Source organism: Halomonas sp. HL-93 (genome assembly GCF_900086985.1).
Taxonomy (GTDB): domain Bacteria; phylum Pseudomonadota; class Gammaproteobacteria; order Pseudomonadales; family Halomonadaceae; genus Vreelandella.
This window is the reverse complement of record NZ_LT593974.1, coordinates 1,880,869-1,897,481: the sequence shown is the minus strand read 5'-3', so window position 1 is coordinate 1,897,481 and position 16,613 is coordinate 1,880,869. Positions and strand designations below refer to the sequence as shown.

The window sequence follows — 16,613 nt, the reverse complement described above, 5'->3', positions numbered from 1 at the left end:
TTAAACGCATCAAGCACTTGCTAATTTACACTTTACACTACTGGCTTCTATAGTTGATTGATAATATTGATTTTCAAAAGCCAAGGAGACGACTGATGAATACTCGACTATTGAAAATTTTGGCCCCGACCTTCACCGCCTGCCTATTGGTCGTGTCGCTTTCTGGGTGCACCACTTACACCTGGGAGGATGGCTCAAAAGAGACCCTATTAGGCGTGCCGCCAGAAGATGAAAGACTTACTGAAGAGGAGCGCCGCGCTCAAGGCGTCCGTTACCGCAAGCCCGGCGAGATACCCGAATAAATGTGATTTAGCGTTCTTTGCCAGACAAGGGCTGCGCTGATTACGGAGCTTTCGTTTATCGTCTCCGGTTCGTCCTTGAGGTGGCTGTCGCAGACAAGGGGTCTTCTGGCCATGGGTGCTTTGGATAGCGCCCTCGCATTTCTTTACGTACTTCTGGATAGCCATTAAGCCAGAAACTACGTAGATCCTGCGTGACTTGAAGGGGACGCCTGGCCGGTGAGAGCAAGTGAATCATGACCGCGACATGGCCATCGAGAAGAGTGGGCGTCTCCTGCCATCCAAACGCTTCTTGAAGCTTAAGCGCCAGAATCGGTGGCCGGTCCTCCAAGCAAGGCGTGTAATCAATAGCCACTTGCTTGCCACTCGGCACCGTCAGCAAAGTAGGCGTCAAACGCTCAAATGATACCTGCTTATCCCACTTCAGCGAGCCCAGTAAGTAGGTATGAAAAGGCATTTTTTCGAGCTGACTCATGCGCGACACCCCCTCCATATAAGGTGCCAACCATGCTTCTAGGCTACCTACCAGTTTTTTATCAGACCAGTCAGGCCACTCTTTCGGAGAGGCTTGATGAAGAAGCGCCATGCGCCCCTGCAACTGCTTAACATTGTCGGTAAACAGCGGTTCCGGTCGTTGCTTTAATGCCTTTAGCAGCGCGTCGATAACCGCGCCTGCAGGCAATTCCTCAAGCGGTTGAGTCGCCAGTATCAGCTCACCATGGCGCTGAATCGCTTCGCCGATGAGTTTTCCCTGAGCATCTGACCAATAGATGTGGTCGTGCCAATGCTGGGTAGCTGGGTAAAGGCTGACGAGCGTAGCGTATTCAAGTGGCTCAGCCACATATATCCTGGCCTCGCTAGACGCGCTTTCTACGCTTAATGCCACAAGATAGGGCTCATTCGCCAGTGGATGACTAATCGGCAGCGTGGCGGTTTTGCCATTTGCGAGTTTAAAGCGCCCCAGGCTGATAAACTGACCGATACGATCAGGATAAGCCAGTGCCAGCAATGTACTTAGCGATGCATAGCCAATATGGCGAGGAAAAGCCGTATTACCCATTACCGCCAAGCGTTTAGCCTCACGCTGCCAGTAGGGGAAGCGTGCAGCCTGGCAATAACGTTCGTCTAGCGCATCGCGAAGCGAATCGTTGATACGGTCCTGGCTTTCTAGCAGTGCAGCCAAGCCACAGGCCAGCGGCATCATGCCTAGTGAACCAGCTTTCGTTAGCATCGCAGCCAGCCGAGGCTCTAACGGCCAACCAGCACTTTGTTTACCAAAAGGGGTCAACATACCCGCTCGGTCAATGATGCCCAACTCACGTAGCAGTGCTTGGCCACTTTGCCAAGCACCTCTAGGTGGCGGAGTCATCCATGTTAAATCGTTTGGGGACTGTACGCCCCACGCCGCTAGTTCAAGTACCAGTCGGGATAAGTCAGCTTGCAGTATTTCCGGCTCACCGAAGGCAACTAATGGCTGTTCTGGAGACCATAATCTAAAGCAAAGCCCTGGGCATTGCCGCCCCGCTCGCCCGCGACGCTGATCGGCACTGGCCCGATTAACACGTCGCGTGGTCAATTGTGTAAGCCCTGTGCGCGGTTGAAACAACGGAACCCGCTCTAGACCCGCATCAATGACCACGCTCACACCGTCTACCGTCACACTGGACTCCGCGATAGCCGTTGACACGACAACGCGTTGGCGTAAGACATTTTGCTTGAGGGCCTGCTGCTGGGCCTCTATTGACATACGCCCGTGCAAGGCCCTCACCTCGATATCGAGATCGGCATTTTCCAGCAGCTCGATCAGGCGGTTAATCTCAGCCACACCAGGTAGTATTACCAGGATATCGCGAGTGTCCGGCTTCGCTAAGGCTTCACGGACTACTTGACAGCCCAGCGTTTCCAGCGCGATTTCACTTGTCGCTGGCCGATAGAAGGTGTCAACGGGATACTGACGCCCAGTGCTTTCAATAACCGGTGTCTCTAGCCCAAGGACGTTCTGCAACGCCACGACATCAATAGTGGCGGACATGACAATAAGGCGGAGATCGTCGCGAATACTTTGCTGGACATCCAGCGCCAACGCTAGCCCCAGGTCCGCCTCGATGCTGCGCTCATGAAACTCATCGAAGATAATCCCGCCAATCCCCTCAAGTAACGGATCATCCTGCAGCATACGGGTAAGCACCCCCTGGGTGACGACTTCTAACCGGGTATGCTCGCTGACTTGGCTGTCACCGCGCATTCGATAGCCCACCGTATGACCCACCGGTTCATTAAGCTGCAGGGCCATAAACGTTGCCGCCAGCCGCGCTGCGACTCGACGGGGTTCCAGCAGCAATAGCCTTTGACCTTGTGCCCACTGGCTAGAAAGCAGAGTCAGCGGGACACGAGTGGTTTTACCAGCCCCTGGCTGAGCCACCAAGATAAGTCGATTGTGTGCGGTTAAGGCCTCTTGCAGAGAAGCTAAATGCGGCTCGATGGGTAACGTCGACATAGACAGTCACACAGGAGCAGAACGTGGGGCAACTGGATGCTGAATACCGCACCCTTTTAAGATCACTTGTTCAAGGAATCGGGAGATCGATTCAAGGCCTTCTTCATTAAGCGCATCTTTACCTAGAATTGCGCTGACCTGAGCACTATATTCAGTGTAATGCTGAGTTGCGGACCAAATCAGAAAAATAAGTAAGCGTGGATCAATATTGTCCATTTTGCCTTGGCTTGACCACTGTCGAATAATGGCCGCCCGAGAAGCGACCCAATCGCGTAATTCGCCAGATAAATACTCATTTAGGAAAGGAGCACCCGCTAAAATTTCAGCGGCAAATAATTTAGAGCCTTCAGGATATTGCTGACCGAGCACCATCTTAGTGCGTATGAAATCGCTAAGGACACGACCAGGATCGCTTTCAGGCGTTATGTCTTCAAGAACCGCGTTCCAGCGAGTCATCATGCGGTTGAGCAATCGGACGTAAAGTGCCTGCTTGCTACCCATGTAATACAGAATATTGGCTTTGGGCAATCCTGCCTGATCAGCAATTGCCTGCAAACTGGCCCCCCGATATCCATGCTGCGAAAACACCTGCTCAGCAGCACTCAATATAATCCGCTCGATGCGGTATCGACCGGCGCTTTCCTGGTTAGCTGTTTCAGCCGTCATTCGCTGGGTTCCTTAATTCATTGCTAAAAGAGAGGAATATCGATGATAACCGCGGCTTCCATAAAATGCCCCAAAACCAAGCGCTATACGTTTCCTCGCACTACATAAGCGCAGCGATCAAAACCTTGCAAGAAGCGCTATTTTGTCTCAAGCTCAAGCAGTATTGACCGATCGGTCAAAGCAATTACGATGGAGTTTGGTATGGCTACAATTGAGTTTTTGCTCAATGGCACCCCCAAGCAGTGCAGCGTGTCACCAGACACTAGCATTTTAACGTTATTACGCGACCATTTGGGCATGACAGGCACCAAAGAGGGATGCGCTTCCGGCGACTGCGGGGCTTGCACGGTAGCTATTTGTAATCCTGAGAACGCTGCGCCCTGCTTTCAAAGCGTCAACGCCTGCATTACTCCAGCGCATCAGCTTCATCGCCGCCATGTAGCCACTATCGAAGGCTTAGCTCAAGGCGACCAGCTACACCCAGCGCAACAAGCCATGATTGAATGCCACGGTAGCCAATGCGGATTTTGTACACCGGGGATCGTCATGTCGCTTTTCACCCTGCACACCACTCAGCAACAACACCCCGCTCCTTTAACTCCAGAGCGATTGGAAGCCGTATTGGGTGGTAACTTATGCCGCTGTACTGGCTATCGCCCCATACGCGATGCAGCATTAAGTATGCAACAGATGCCCTGGCAGGCACCGCAGTGGTTCGATGCTTCGCTGCCCATCGCACCACCTTCTGGTGTGTCGGACGTCAAAGACAACAACGCGCCGTTGTTTGCTCAGCCAACCACACTTGGCGAACTCACCAATTCGCGCCGCCTTTATCCCAGCGCCCGGTTAGTCGCCGGCGCAACGGATTTATGGCTGGAAAATACTCAGCGGTTAGTAAAACTGGATCAGCTTATTGATGTTTCACAGGTTAGCGAGCTGCGCCAAATCGAGGAAATCACTTTCCATGAGCAGCCGGGCTGGTGGGTAGGCGCTGGAGTCACTTACACCCAGCTAGAGCCGCTGCTAGGCAACCACTTTCCGGCATTTGCGCACTTGCTACAACGTCTGGGCTCTCAGCAAATACGCAATAGAGGAACCATCGGCGGCAATATTGCCAACGCATCTCCTATTGGCGATACGCCACCTGTCTTACTAGCGCTTAACGCTTGGGTAGAGCTTGCCAACCACGATGGTTCAAGACAGCTCCCTTTGAGTGCTTTCTTTATCGACTATAAAAAAACCGCTCTGGCAGCAGATGAAGTTGTCAGTAGAGTGTTTATCCCAAAATTGGCTAGCACCGCGACGCTTCGTGTTTGGAAATTATCTAAGCGGCGCGAAGACGATATATCAGCAGTATTGGGTGCATTTTGCTACCGACTGGAAGATGGCGTGATACAAGACATGCGCATCGCGTTTGGCGGCATGGCCGCTACGCCTAAACGAGCGCTCGAAACCGAAGCGATGCTGGAAGGCCAACCGCTCTCCAAAACCAGTTTTCAAAAGGCGCAGCGGGCACTTGCCGATGAGTTTCAACCGATGAGCGATGTGCGGGGCAGCCAGAATTATCGTCAGCAAGCAGCCCTCAACCTGCTAGAGCGTTTATATATGACGCTTTCAGCGCCCGACCAGGAGGTGATGCTTCATGCGTACGCTCACTAAACTCGATGGCGACAGCAGTCGTGCGCGCCGTGAGCTATATGATCAGATTAAAGGCTCTAGCCCGCTTGCCCGCCACACGGTCGACAGTGATGGGCAACGCCAGGCAGGAAGCGCAAGCTTTCACGAAAGCGCGAAAAAGCACGTCACTGGCAAAGCAGCTTATATTGACGATTTAAAAACACCCGCAGATGCTCTGCACGTTGCGCTTGGCTTATCAACCGCCGCCCATGGCACGTTAACAAAACTTGAGCTTGATGCGGTTAAACAAGCGCCTGGGGTCATCGACGTCATAACGTTTGACGATGTACCGGGCCACACTGATATTGGACCGGTATTTCCGGGCGACCCTATCTTTGTGGACCGCGACATCAGCTATGCTGGCCAGTGTATCTTTGCGGTGGCCGCGACATCGTTACAGGCAGCCCGCCGGGCCGTGAAGCTCGCCAACCTGCATATCGATGAACAACCTGCGAGCCTTGATCCCGTGGCTGCCGCCGAGCGTGAAGAATTTGTCCGCCCTACCCACGTACAAGAGCGTGGTGACTGGCAGGAAGCCTTGGAGCAAGCAGCACAACTCATCGAGGGCGAACTCTTTATTGGCGGACAGGAACACTTCTATCTTGAGGGCCAAGCATGCATCGTGCTGCCTACCGAAGATGAAGGTGTCATAGTCCACACGTCTAACCAGCACCCCAGTGAAACTCAAAAGCTTGTTGCCGAAGTGTTGGGTATTCCCTTCCATGCGGTCACCGTTGAAGTTCGCCGCATGGGTGGCGGGTTTGGCGGCAAAGAAACCCAAGCCTCTCCCTGGGCGTGTATTGCTGCACTCATTGCCCGCCGAACGGGCAAAGCCACCCGCTTGCGCTTGCCTCGCAGCGAGGATATGCGCGCGACGGGAAAACGACACCCTTTTCATAACCGCTACCGGTTGGCGATTGATCAACAAGGCATCATTCAGGGCGGCGAGCTTACCCTTATCGGTGACTGCGGTTACTCCCCTGACCTCTCCGACGCCATTGTAGATCGTGCGATGTTTCATGCTGATAACGCCTACTCATTGGGCAATGCGCGCGTCACCGGCCATCGTGCAAAAACGCACACAGCATCAAACACAGCCTTCCGAGGGTTTGGCGGGCCACAAGGAATGATGATCATTGAGGCCGCAATGGATGACATTGCCCGCAAGGTTGGCGAAGACCCGCTAACCATCCGTAAGCGGAATTTTTACCGAGAGGGCCGCGACGTTACTCATTATGGCCAGCAAGTGGATCAAAAACAGTTACTTCACACCCTGGTGGAAACACTTGAGAACAGCAGTGACTACTGGTCACGCCGCCATGCCATAAATGAGTTCAACACGACGAGCCCAATTATCAAAAAGGGCCTTGCCCTTACGCCGGTTAAATTCGGCATTTCGTTTACCGCCCAGCATCTTAATCAAGCGGGTGCGCTGCTTCACGTGTATACCGACGGCAGCATCATGATCAATCATGGCGGCACGGAAATGGGTCAGGGGCTGCATACCAAGATTTGCCAAGTTGTGGCAAGAGAGCTTGGGCTTGATCTGGACAGCGTACGCATTAGCGCAACGCGCACCGACAAAGTCCCCAATACGTCGCCCACTGCCGCCTCAAGTGGCGCTGACTTAAATGGCATGGCAGCACGAGATGCGGCAAGTAAACTACGCGAACGCCTCTTCGACTTCGCTGCAGAACATTTTACTGAGGGCTTAGACCGCGAAGGCATGCATTTGAAAGACGGCATGCTGGTGGCTGGATTCGGCGAGAGCGAACGCCGTATCCCCTGGGGCGAGCTTGTACAAACCGCCTACCTGAATCGTATCTCGCTCTCTGAAAAAGGCTTCTATGCCACACCACTGATTTATTACAACCGGGCCAGCGGCCAAGGGCGCCCTTTCTATTACTATGCCTTTGGCGCCGCCGTGAGCGAAGTGAGCGTGGATACGCTGAGCGGCGAGTACCAGGTGGATCGGGTGGATATTCTTCATGATGTCGGGGATTCGCTCAACCCGGCCATCGATATGGGGCAAGTGGAGGGCGGCTTTATACAGGGCATGGGCTGGCTGACCAGCGAAGAACTCAAGTGGAACGATAAAGGCATGCTGATCAGCGATGGACCAGCGACCTACAAGATCCCCACTTTCGGCGACCTTCCTCCGGTGTTTAACGTCAGCCTGTTGGAAGGTCATCCCAATTCCATGGCGAGCCTTTACCGCTCGAAGGCCGTCGGCGAGCCGCCTTTCATGCTCGGCATCAGCGTATGGTCCGCACTGCGTGACGTGCTCTCTAGCCTGACGGGGTACCAGTCGTCGCCGCACCTCGACACGCCGGCGACCCCCGAGATCGTCATGTTGGCTGCGAATGCGGTCAGGCAGAAAACACTATGACGCCAGCCGCTCCCGATACCTGGCATGCCGCCCTGGATCGCTTACAACGCAGTGGTATGCCTCACGTACTGGCGACCCAGGTGACGAGCGCCGGCTCCACACCGCGCGAACCCGGCGCGCGGATGGTCATTACCCGCGATAGCATTTTTGACACCCTGGGAGGCGGCACTTTCGAATGGCAAACCATCAGCGCCGCAAGGGACTATCTACAGCAGCAGCGCTATGGCTTTCATCTGGAAGCTTTTTCGCTGGGTGGACGCAGTGGACAGTGCTGTGGTGGCTTCGTCAACATTCTGCTGGAAGTTTTTGCCGGCATGAACACCCACGTCGCCATCTTTGGTGCCGGCCATGTGGGGCGCGAAATCGTCAACCTCAGTGCCCCGCTGCCCTGGCAGAGGCTGTGGTTCGATAGCCGCCCCGACATCTTCAGCGATCAGGACCAGCAACAGCCACGAATTAGCTGCCACAAGCTTGACGGCGCACGCGCCCAAGTCGCCGAATTGCCACCCCACACCCATGCGCTTGTGCTAACCCACAGCCACGACGAGGATTACGCTCTCATTGCTGCCCTCATCGAGCGCGATGATATAGCCTCAATCGGGCTCATCGGCTCCGATAGCAAATGGGCGAGCTTTAAAGGGCGTCTACAACGTGCAGGGTACGCCGCTGGCACGATCGAGCGTGTGCGCTGCCCTATCGGTCGCATCCATGATGCGAAGCTGCATAACAAGACCCCCTACGCCATTGCGCTAACCGCCGTCACGGAGCTGCTTTGGCTCACGGACAAGCCTCCTGCTCAGGAAACGCGCGGCCTTGCGCCTCAAGCGCTACAACGGCTAATTGACGAACCCCCTACGACCTCGAGTTGATATGACCTCCCTAACCGATACGTTTATCCGTGCCGAACTGGTCAGCTTTGCGCGTGACCCCGGTGATGTCGATACGCCTCAACCAGGTAGCCTGGCACATTACCCCGACGGCCTGCTCTGGTTAAAAGGGCCGCATATTCATGCAGTAGGTCACTACGCTGATCTGTCACCATCGCTTCCCAATGCCGCCGATGTTGTCGATTCCCGTGACAAGCTGATCATGCCGGGGTTTATCGATACCCACGTGCACTATGTACAGCTGGACATCATGGCGTCATACGGACGTCAACTGCTTGACTGGCTTAACGACTACACCTTTCCCGAAGAGTGTCGCTTCGCCAATCATGCCCACGCCGAGGCGTTGTCCAATGCTTTTCTGGATGAAATGCTGCGGGCAGGCACCACCACCGCACAGGTGTTCGGCTCAAGCCATCCCGGCTCTGTGGATGCTTTTTTCAGCGCCTGTCAAAAGCGGCAGCTGCGTATGCTCGCCGGCAAGGTGTTGATGGATCGCAACGCGCCCGAAGGTTTGATGGACGGGATCTCAGGGATAGCCGACAGCGAACGGCTCATTGAAGACTGGCATGGCCGTGGCCGACTGGGCTATAGCGTCACGCCGCGCTTTGCGCCGACCTCCACCAAGGCACAAATGGACGCCGCTGGCGCTCTGCTCCGCAATGACCCAAGCCTTTGGTTACAAACCCACCTGGCCGAGAACAGCGGCGAGCTTGACTGGGTTGCTGAGCTTTTTCCCGGCAGCCAGGACTATTTATCGGTGTATGAAGCCGCCGGTCTGGTGGGGCCCCGCAGTACCTTCGCACACGGCATTCACCTTGATAACGGCATGCGCAAACGCTTGGCGGAACGCGGCGCCAACATTGCCTTTTGCCCTAGCTCCAACCTATTTCTCGGCAGCGGACTTTTTGATCGGGAGGCCGCCAAGGAGACCGGCATGGCGTTTACCTACGCCAGCGACATTGGCGCAGGCACCGACCTATCCGGGTTTGGTACGTTAAAAAGCGCCTACCAGGTTGGTCAGCTACTCGGGCAGCCGCTCACCGCCTGGCAAGGCTTTTATGGCCTCACCCATGGTAATGCCAAAGCACTCTCTCTCGACAGTCATATTGGCCAGCTTGCGCCTTCCTATGAGGCAGACTTTGTGGTCATTGATCCACAGGCAACGTCGCTGCTTTCCAGACGCATCAAGCACTCCACTACACTCGGCGAGCGACTCTTTGCGTTAATGATGCTTGCGGATGACCGCGCCATTTATGAAACCTGGGCAGGCGGGCAGTGCCAGCACCGCAGGGACAGTTAATCGCCATATTCGAAGCCCCTCAATGGGCGGCTTTTACGCATATTTCTTTTTCTTTCGCGCAATAAAAAGCCCCAGCTTCGTTAGAAGCTGGGGCTTTGGTATAAGTGCCTGACAATGACCTACTCTCGCATGGGGAGACCCCACACTACCATCGGCGCGAAGCGGTTTCACTGCTGAGTTCGGCATGGGATCAGGTGGTTCACGCTTGCTATGGTCGTCAGGCGTAACTTTAAATGTACATCATGCTGTGTCTTGTGTGCGTCTCTCACTGGCTGATGCTTATCAGCACAGTCTGCGTATCCGGTTGTTCTTTCGAACGTCTCGTTATCACTGCGACCAGACCCCTTGGGTGTTATAGGGTCAAGCCTCACGGGCCATTAGTACACGTTAGCTCAACACCTTGCAGCGCTTCCACACCGTGCCTATCAACCAGCTGGTCTCGCTGGGCCCTTCAGGAGGCTCTAGGCCTCAGGGATGTCTCATCTTGAAGGGGGCTTCCCGCTTAGATGCTTTCAGCGGTTATCCCGTCCGCACATAGCTACCCGGCAATGCCACTGGCGTGACAACCGGAACACCAGAGGTGCGTCCACTCCGGTCCTCTCGTACTAGGAGCAGCCCTTCTCAAACATCCAACGCCCACGGCAGATAGGGACCGAACTGTCTCACGACGTTCTAAACCCAGCTCGCGTACCACTTTAAATGGCGAACAGCCATACCCTTGGGACCGACTTCAGCCCCAGGATGTGATGAGCCGACATCGAGGTGCCAAACACCGCCGTCGATGTGAACTCTTGGGCGGTATCAGCCTGTTATCCCCGGAGTACCTTTTATCCGTTGAGCGATGGCCCTTCCATACAGAACCACCGGATCACTAGAACCTGCTTTCGCACCTGCTCGACGTGTCTGTCTCGCAGTCAAGCACCCTTATGCTCTTGCACTCATTGCACGATGTCCGACCGTGCTGAGGGTACCTTCGTGCTCCTCCGTTACGCTTTGGGAGGAGACCGCCCCAGTCAAACTACCCACCACACACTGTCCTCGATCCGGATAACGGACCTGAGTGAGAACGCCAATGATGCCAGGCTGGTATTTCAAGGTTGGCTCCCTTCGAACTGGCGTCCAAAGTTCAAAGCCTCCCAGCTATCCTACACAGGCAACATCAGCGTCCAGTGTGAAGCTATAGTAAAGGTTCACGGGGTCTTTCCGTCTAGCCGCGGGTACACCGCATCTTCACGGCGATTTCAATTTCACTGAGTCTCGGGTGGAGACAGCGTGGCCATCATTACGCCATTCGTGCAGGTCGGAACTTACCCGACAAGGAATTTCGCTACCTTAGGACCGTTATAGTTACGGCCGCCGTTTACCGGGGCTTCAATCAAGAGCTTCGGACGAATCCTAACACCATCATTTAACCTTCCGGCACCGGGCAGGCGTCACACCCTATACGTCCGCTTGCGCGTTAGCAGAGTGCTGTGTTTTTAATAAACAGTTGCAGCCACCTGGTATCTTCGACCGGTTCTCGCTTAAGCCGCAAGGGCTCTCACAATACGCCGGCGTGCCTTCTCCCGAAGTTACGGCACCATTTTGCCTAGTTCCTTCACCCGAGTTCTCTCAAGCGCCTTGGGATTCTCACCCTGACCACCTGTGTCGGTTTGGGGTACGGTCGCACATGATCTGAAGCTTAGAGGCTTTTCCTGGAAGCGTGGCATCGATGACTTCAACACCGTGGTGTCTTCGTCTCGTCTCTCGGCCTTAAGGGTCCGGATTTACCTAAACCCTCAGCCTACGGACTTTCACCAGGACTACCAACGCCTGGCTCATCTAGCCTTCTTCGTCCCCCCATCGCAACCATGTCCGGTACGGGAATATTGACCCGTTTCCCATCGACTACGCCTTTCGGCCTCGCCTTAGGGGCCGACTCACTCTGCTCCGATTAGCGTCGAACAGAAACCCTTGGTCTTCCGGCGAGGGAGTTTTTCACTCCCTTTATCGTTACTCATGTCAGCATTCGCACTCGTGATACCTCCAGCAGACTTCTCAATCCACCTTCATCGGCGTACACGACGCTCCTCTACCGCGCATTCCTAAGAACGCACCCGTAGCTTCGGTACCTGGTTTAGCCCCGTTACATCTTCCGCGCAGGCCGACTCGACTAGTGAGCTATTACGCTTTCTTTAAAGGATGGCTGCTTCTAAGCCAACCTCCTAGCTGTCTGAGCCTTCCCACATCGTTTCCCACTTAACCAGGATTTCGGGACCTTAGCTGACGGTCTGGGTTGTTTCCCTTTTCACAACGGACGTTAGCACCCGCTGTGTGTCTCCCACGCTCGCACTCACCGGTATTCGGAGTTTGCCTCGGGTTGGTAAGTCGGGATGACCCCCTAGCCGAAACAGTGCTCTACCCCCGGCGGTGATACGTGAGGCGCTACCTAAATAGCTTTCGAGGAGAACCAGCTATCTCCGAGCTTGATTAGCCTTTCACTCCGATCCACAAGTCATCCAAATCTTTTTCAACAGATCCTGGTTCGGGCCTCCAATTGATGTTACTCAATCTTCACCCTGCTCATGGATAGATCGCTCGGTTTCGGGTCTATATCCAGCGACTGCGTCGCCCAGTTAAGACTCGGTTTCCCTACGGCTCCCCTATACGGTTAACCTCGCCACTGAATATAAGTCGCTGACCCATTATACAAAAGGTACGCAGTCACCCCATCACTAAGCCACCTCTGCTTGTTTGGGTGGGTTGAACGTTGCAAGCAACGTTAACCGTCAAGCGGGGGCTGATGGTGTTCCACATCACGAAGAAGCTTAGTGATGGGGCTCCTACTGCTTGTACGCACACGGTTTCAGGATCTATTTCACTCCCCTCTCCGGGGTTCTTTTCGCCTTTCCCTCACGGTACTGGTTCACTATCGGTCAGCCAGGAGTATTTAGCCTTGGAGGATGGTCCCCCCGTCTTCAGTCAAGGTTTCTCGTGCCCCGACCTACTCGATTTCACATGATCAGACTTTCGACTACGGGGCTATCACCCGCTACGGCCGCGCTTCCCAACGCATTCGCCTAATCAGTCACATGCTTAAGGGCTGGTCCCCGTTCGCTCGCCGCTACTGGGGGAATCTCGGTTGATTTCTTTTCCTCAGGGTACTTAGATGTTTCAGTTCCCCTGGTTCGCCTCCTGGCCCTATAGATTCAGGACAGGATACCGATCTTGTGATCGGTGGGTTTCCCCATTCAGAGATGCCCGGGTCACAGGTTGTTTGCCACCTCGCCGAGCCTTATCGCAGGCTTCCACGTCTTTCATCGCCTCTGGCTGCCTAGGCATCCACCGTGTGCGCTTCATTGCTTGACCCTATAACCCGAAGGAGTCTGGTATCTCGCAATGATAACGATTGCCGGATACGCTTGAGACGTATCACAAAACAATTACGTAGGAACGTGTTCAAAACACGTTCCTGTCAGCATGATATACATTGTTAAAGAGCGGTTAGAGCTAGAAGCCCTAAGCTGGAAGCTTGAAGAGAAAACTTTCTCCCAAGCACCTAGCTTAAAACTTCGTCAAGACGGTTTTGATGTCGTTCAAGTTGGGCTTTTTCTTCAAGCTTCTAACGTCAAGCTTGAGTGGTGGAGCCAAGCGGGATCGAACCGCTGACCTCCTGCGTGCAAGGCAGGCGCTCTCCCAGCTGAGCTATGGCCCCATTAACACACAATTTTTCCGGGAAATTTTATTCAGAACAAGGCATTTTATGGCGACGCATAGCCTCCTATGTGAGTCATAAAATAACGCAGTGCTGGATAAAATTTGGTGGGTCTGGGCAGACTTGAACTGCCGACCTCACCCTTATCAGGGGTGCGCTCTAACCAACTGAGCTACAGACCCGGCTATTCAGCCATTACAGATATTGGGAACCTGTAGCAGCTAAATTAACTACCGTTTGCTCTATCACTTGATCAGGTAATTCATTGTGAGCGCTTACCGCGAGCATGATGCATCGTTTAAGGAGGTGATCCAGCCGCAGGTTCCCCTACGGCTACCTTGTTACGACTTCACCCCAGTCATGAACCACACCGTGGTGATCGCCCTCCAAAGTTAGGCTAACCACTTCTGGTGCAGTCCACTCCCATGGTGTGACGGGCGGTGTGTACAAGGCCCGGGAACGTATTCACCGTGACATTCTGATTCACGATTACTAGCGATTCCGACTTCACGGAGTCGAGTTGCAGACTCCGATCCGGACTGAGACCGGCTTTAAGGGATTCGCTGACTCTCGCGAGCTCGCAGCCCTCTGTACCGGCCATTGTAGCACGTGTGTAGCCCTACCCGTAAGGGCCATGATGACTTGACGTCGTCCCCACCTTCCTCCGGTTTGTCACCGGCAGTCTCCTTAGAGTTCCCGGCATTACCCGCTGGCAAATAAGGACAAGGGTTGCGCTCGTTACGGGACTTAACCCAACATTTCACAACACGAGCTGACGACAGCCATGCAGCACCTGTCTCTGCGCTCCCGAAGGCACCAAGGTATCTCTACCAAGTTCGCAGGATGTCAAGGGTAGGTAAGGTTCTTCGCGTTGCATCGAATTAAACCACATGCTCCACCGCTTGTGCGGGCCCCCGTCAATTCATTTGAGTTTTAACCTTGCGGCCGTACTCCCCAGGCGGTCGACTTATCGCGTTAACTTCGCCACAAAGTGCGCTAGGCACCCAACGGCTGGTCGACATCGTTTACGGCGTGGACTACCAGGGTATCTAATCCTGTTTGCTACCCACGCTTTCGCACCTCAGTGTCAGTGTCAGTCCAGAAGGCCGCCTTCGCCACTGGTATTCCTCCCGATCTCTACGCATTTCACCGCTACACCGGGAATTCTACCTTCCTCTCCTGCACTCTAGCCTGATAGTTCCGGATGCCGTTCCCAGGTTGAGCCCGGGGCTTTCACAACCGGCTTATCAAGCCACCTACGCGCGCTTTACGCCCAGTAATTCCGATTAACGCTTGCACCCTCCGTATTACCGCGGCTGCTGGCACGGAGTTAGCCGGTGCTTCTTCTGCGAGTGATGTCTTTCCTGGCGGGTATTAACCACCAGGCGTTCTTCCTCGCTGAAAGTGCTTTACAACCCGAGGGCCTTCTTCACACACGCGGCATGGCTGGATCAGGGTTGCCCCCATTGTCCAATATTCCCCACTGCTGCCTCCCGTAGGAGTTCGGGCCGTGTCTCAGTCCCGATGTGGCTGATCATCCTCTCAGACCAGCTACGGATCGTCGCCTTGGTGAGCCGTTACCTCACCAACCAGCTAATCCGGCATAGGCTCATCCGATAGCGGGAGCCAAAGCCCCCTTTCTCCCGTAGGACGTATGCGGTATTAGCCTGGGTTTCCCCAGGTTATCCCCCACTACCGGGTAGATTCCTATGCATTACTCACCCGTCCGCCGCTCGTCAGCATCCAGCAAGCTGGATCTGTTACCGCTCGACTTGCATGTGTTAGGCCTGCCGCCAGCGTTCAATCTGAGCCATGATCAAACTCTTCAGTTTAAGATCGTTGCGGTTCTTACCTGCCACCCAAAAGCGACAGAAGCGAACCAAACTTGGCTCAAGGGTCAAACGAATTCATTCAGTATCGGCTTCGAAAAGCCGTAGTGCTTGAGTCGCTTGCCTTGATAATAGGTGATTTATCACCCTCATCGGCAAGCGCCCACATGAATTACCTGATCAAATTATTAAAGAGCCGTCGAAAAGCGTTGCCGTTCAACGTGGTGCGTATAATACGGTTTTTTCTTACAGAGTCAACCTGCACAGACAGAATTTACGCGCAGAATGTTACGCGCCAGATGTGCAGGAAGACCGTCCGGCGCTTACCATCAAAGATACTCAATCGCGGATCGCGCTGAGCAATTCTCAGGCCGCTAGCCGGGCCAACAAATCCGAGCGACGGTTTTCGGATACGAATGCCGCGTTGATGGCGTTTCGGGTTAGCGTTGCAAACACCTCTTCGGACCATCCGAAGGCATCAGCACATGCGATATGGTTGGCCAGCATGCCACCGCCGAAATACGCCGGATCATCGGAGCTGATGGTCACGTTAAGCCCTGCATCCAACAACGCGGGTAAAGGATGGTCGCGCAAGTCATCTACCACCTTCAGGCACACATTGGATAGCGGACACACCGTCAACACGACATGGTCGCGACGAAGACGCGCCACCACATCACTGCTTTCCAGACAACGTACGCCGTGATCGATGCGTTCGACGTCCAGGAGGTCCAGGGCTTGGGTAATGTAGGCCGACGGGCCTTCTTCGCCAGCATGGGCGACACGCGCCAGCCCGATTTCCTTGGCACGCTCAAATAGCGACGTGAATTTTTCCGGCGGATGGTCACGCTCGGCACTATCCAGGCCAATCGCATCAATCAACTTCCAGTAGGGCGCCGCCTGCTCGAGCACATGCAAGGCCTCGTCGGCGGGGCGATCGCGCAAAAAGGCCATGATCATGCCAACCGAGAAATCCATGGTCTGCTCAGCGTCCTGCTTGGCTTTCAACAGGCCGCCCATGACCACCTCCAACGGCACGCCCCGCTGCAGGTGCGCCTGAGGATCAAAATGCATGTCAATATGCACAACGCCCTCCCGGCGAGCTCGATGGAAATAGTCCATGGCCAGGTCATAAAAATCCGCTTCCGTGCGAAGCACATTCATGCCTTGATAATAAAGGTTCAAAAACGCCTGCAGATTCTCAAAGTCGTAGGCGTTTTTTGCCTCCTGAACGCTGGCATAGGGCAACTCAATACCGTTGCGCTGGGCCAAGGCAAACATCAACTCGGGTTCAAGCGACCCTTCAATGTGTAGATGGAGCTCTACTTTGGGAAGTTGACGCAAAAAGTCGTGCATACTGGGCTCCTTGGTAAAC

General features: G+C 54.5%; 8 protein-coding genes, 2 tRNA genes and 3 rRNA genes. 5 read left to right on the top strand and 8 right to left on the bottom strand.

The window, feature by feature from the left end; translation table 11 throughout:
• The first annotated feature begins 95 nt into the window (after positions 1 to 95).
• Positions 96 to 302, top strand: a complete 207-nt coding sequence (locus GA0071314_RS08725; protein ID WP_074396272.1) for a hypothetical protein — start codon at positions 96 to 98, stop codon at positions 300 to 302.
• A 55-nt stretch (positions 303 to 357) separates the two neighbouring features.
• Here the strand turns inward: GA0071314_RS08725 and hrpB are convergent, their stop codons facing one another.
• Both hrpB and GA0071314_RS08715 read right to left on the bottom strand, forming a co-directional pair.
• Complete coding sequence (gene hrpB / locus GA0071314_RS08720; protein ID WP_074396271.1) at positions 358 to 2,796, bottom strand: ATP-dependent helicase HrpB; 2,439 nt, start codon at positions 2,794 to 2,796, stop codon at positions 358 to 360.
• Between the two features lie 6 nt (positions 2,797 to 2,802).
• Positions 2,803 to 3,462: a TetR family transcriptional regulator C-terminal domain-containing protein gene (locus GA0071314_RS08715; RefSeq protein ID WP_074396270.1), complete on the bottom strand. Its 660-nt coding sequence runs from the start codon at positions 3,460 to 3,462 to the stop codon at positions 2,803 to 2,805.
• A 201-nt stretch (positions 3,463 to 3,663) separates the two neighbouring features.
• On the opposite strand from GA0071314_RS08715, the gene xdhA reads away from it, so the two are divergent.
• From xdhA to guaD, 4 genes are read left to right on the top strand one after another with little or no spacing between them, the layout of a single operon-like run.
• Positions 3,664 to 5,121 (top strand): xanthine dehydrogenase small subunit, encoded by a 1,458-nt coding sequence (xdhA, locus tag GA0071314_RS08710; protein WP_074396269.1) that lies wholly within the window; start codon positions 3,664 to 3,666, stop codon positions 5,119 to 5,121.
• Entirely contained in the window at positions 5,105 to 7,528 is a 2,424-nt protein-coding gene (gene xdhB, locus GA0071314_RS08705) for a xanthine dehydrogenase molybdopterin binding subunit (RefSeq protein ID WP_074396268.1), read from the top strand. Before xdhA ends, xdhB begins: the two co-directional genes overlap by 17 nt.
• The gene (gene xdhC, locus GA0071314_RS08700; RefSeq protein WP_074396267.1) at positions 7,525 to 8,397 is read left to right on the top strand and encodes a xanthine dehydrogenase accessory protein XdhC; all 873 of its coding nucleotides are present in this window, start codon (positions 7,525 to 7,527) and stop codon (positions 8,395 to 8,397) included. Before xdhB ends, xdhC begins: the two co-directional genes overlap by 4 nt.
• Position 8,398: 1 nt before the next feature.
• Positions 8,399 to 9,715 carry a guanine deaminase gene (gene guaD, locus GA0071314_RS08695; RefSeq protein ID WP_074396266.1) on the top strand — a complete coding sequence of 439 codons (1,317 nt, stop codon included), beginning with the start codon at positions 8,399 to 8,401 and terminating at the stop codon, positions 9,713 to 9,715.
• 106 nt (positions 9,716 to 9,821) lie between these two features.
• Here guaD and rrf read toward each other — a convergent pair.
• From rrf to GA0071314_RS08660, 6 genes are all read right to left on the bottom strand, one after another.
• Positions 9,822 to 9,937: ribosomal RNA gene (rrf, locus tag GA0071314_RS08690) — 5S ribosomal RNA — on the bottom strand.
• 134 nt (positions 9,938 to 10,071) lie between these two features.
• Positions 10,072 to 13,063: ribosomal RNA gene (locus GA0071314_RS08685) — 23S ribosomal RNA — on the bottom strand.
• 270 nt (positions 13,064 to 13,333) lie between these two features.
• Positions 13,334 to 13,409: transfer RNA gene (locus GA0071314_RS08675), tRNA-Ala, on the bottom strand.
• A 105-nt stretch (positions 13,410 to 13,514) separates the two neighbouring features.
• Positions 13,515 to 13,591: transfer RNA gene (locus GA0071314_RS08670), tRNA-Ile, on the bottom strand.
• A gap of 117 nt (positions 13,592 to 13,708) precedes the next feature.
• Positions 13,709 to 15,241, bottom strand: a 16S ribosomal RNA gene (locus GA0071314_RS08665).
• Together the 16S, 23S and 5S rRNA genes with 2 tRNA genes alongside form the textbook arrangement of a ribosomal RNA operon.
• Before the next feature lie 363 nt (positions 15,242 to 15,604).
• Complete coding sequence (locus GA0071314_RS08660) at positions 15,605 to 16,594, bottom strand: adenosine deaminase (RefSeq protein WP_074396264.1); 990 nt, start codon at positions 16,592 to 16,594, stop codon at positions 15,605 to 15,607.
• Between the last annotated feature and the right edge of the window lie 19 nt (positions 16,595 to 16,613).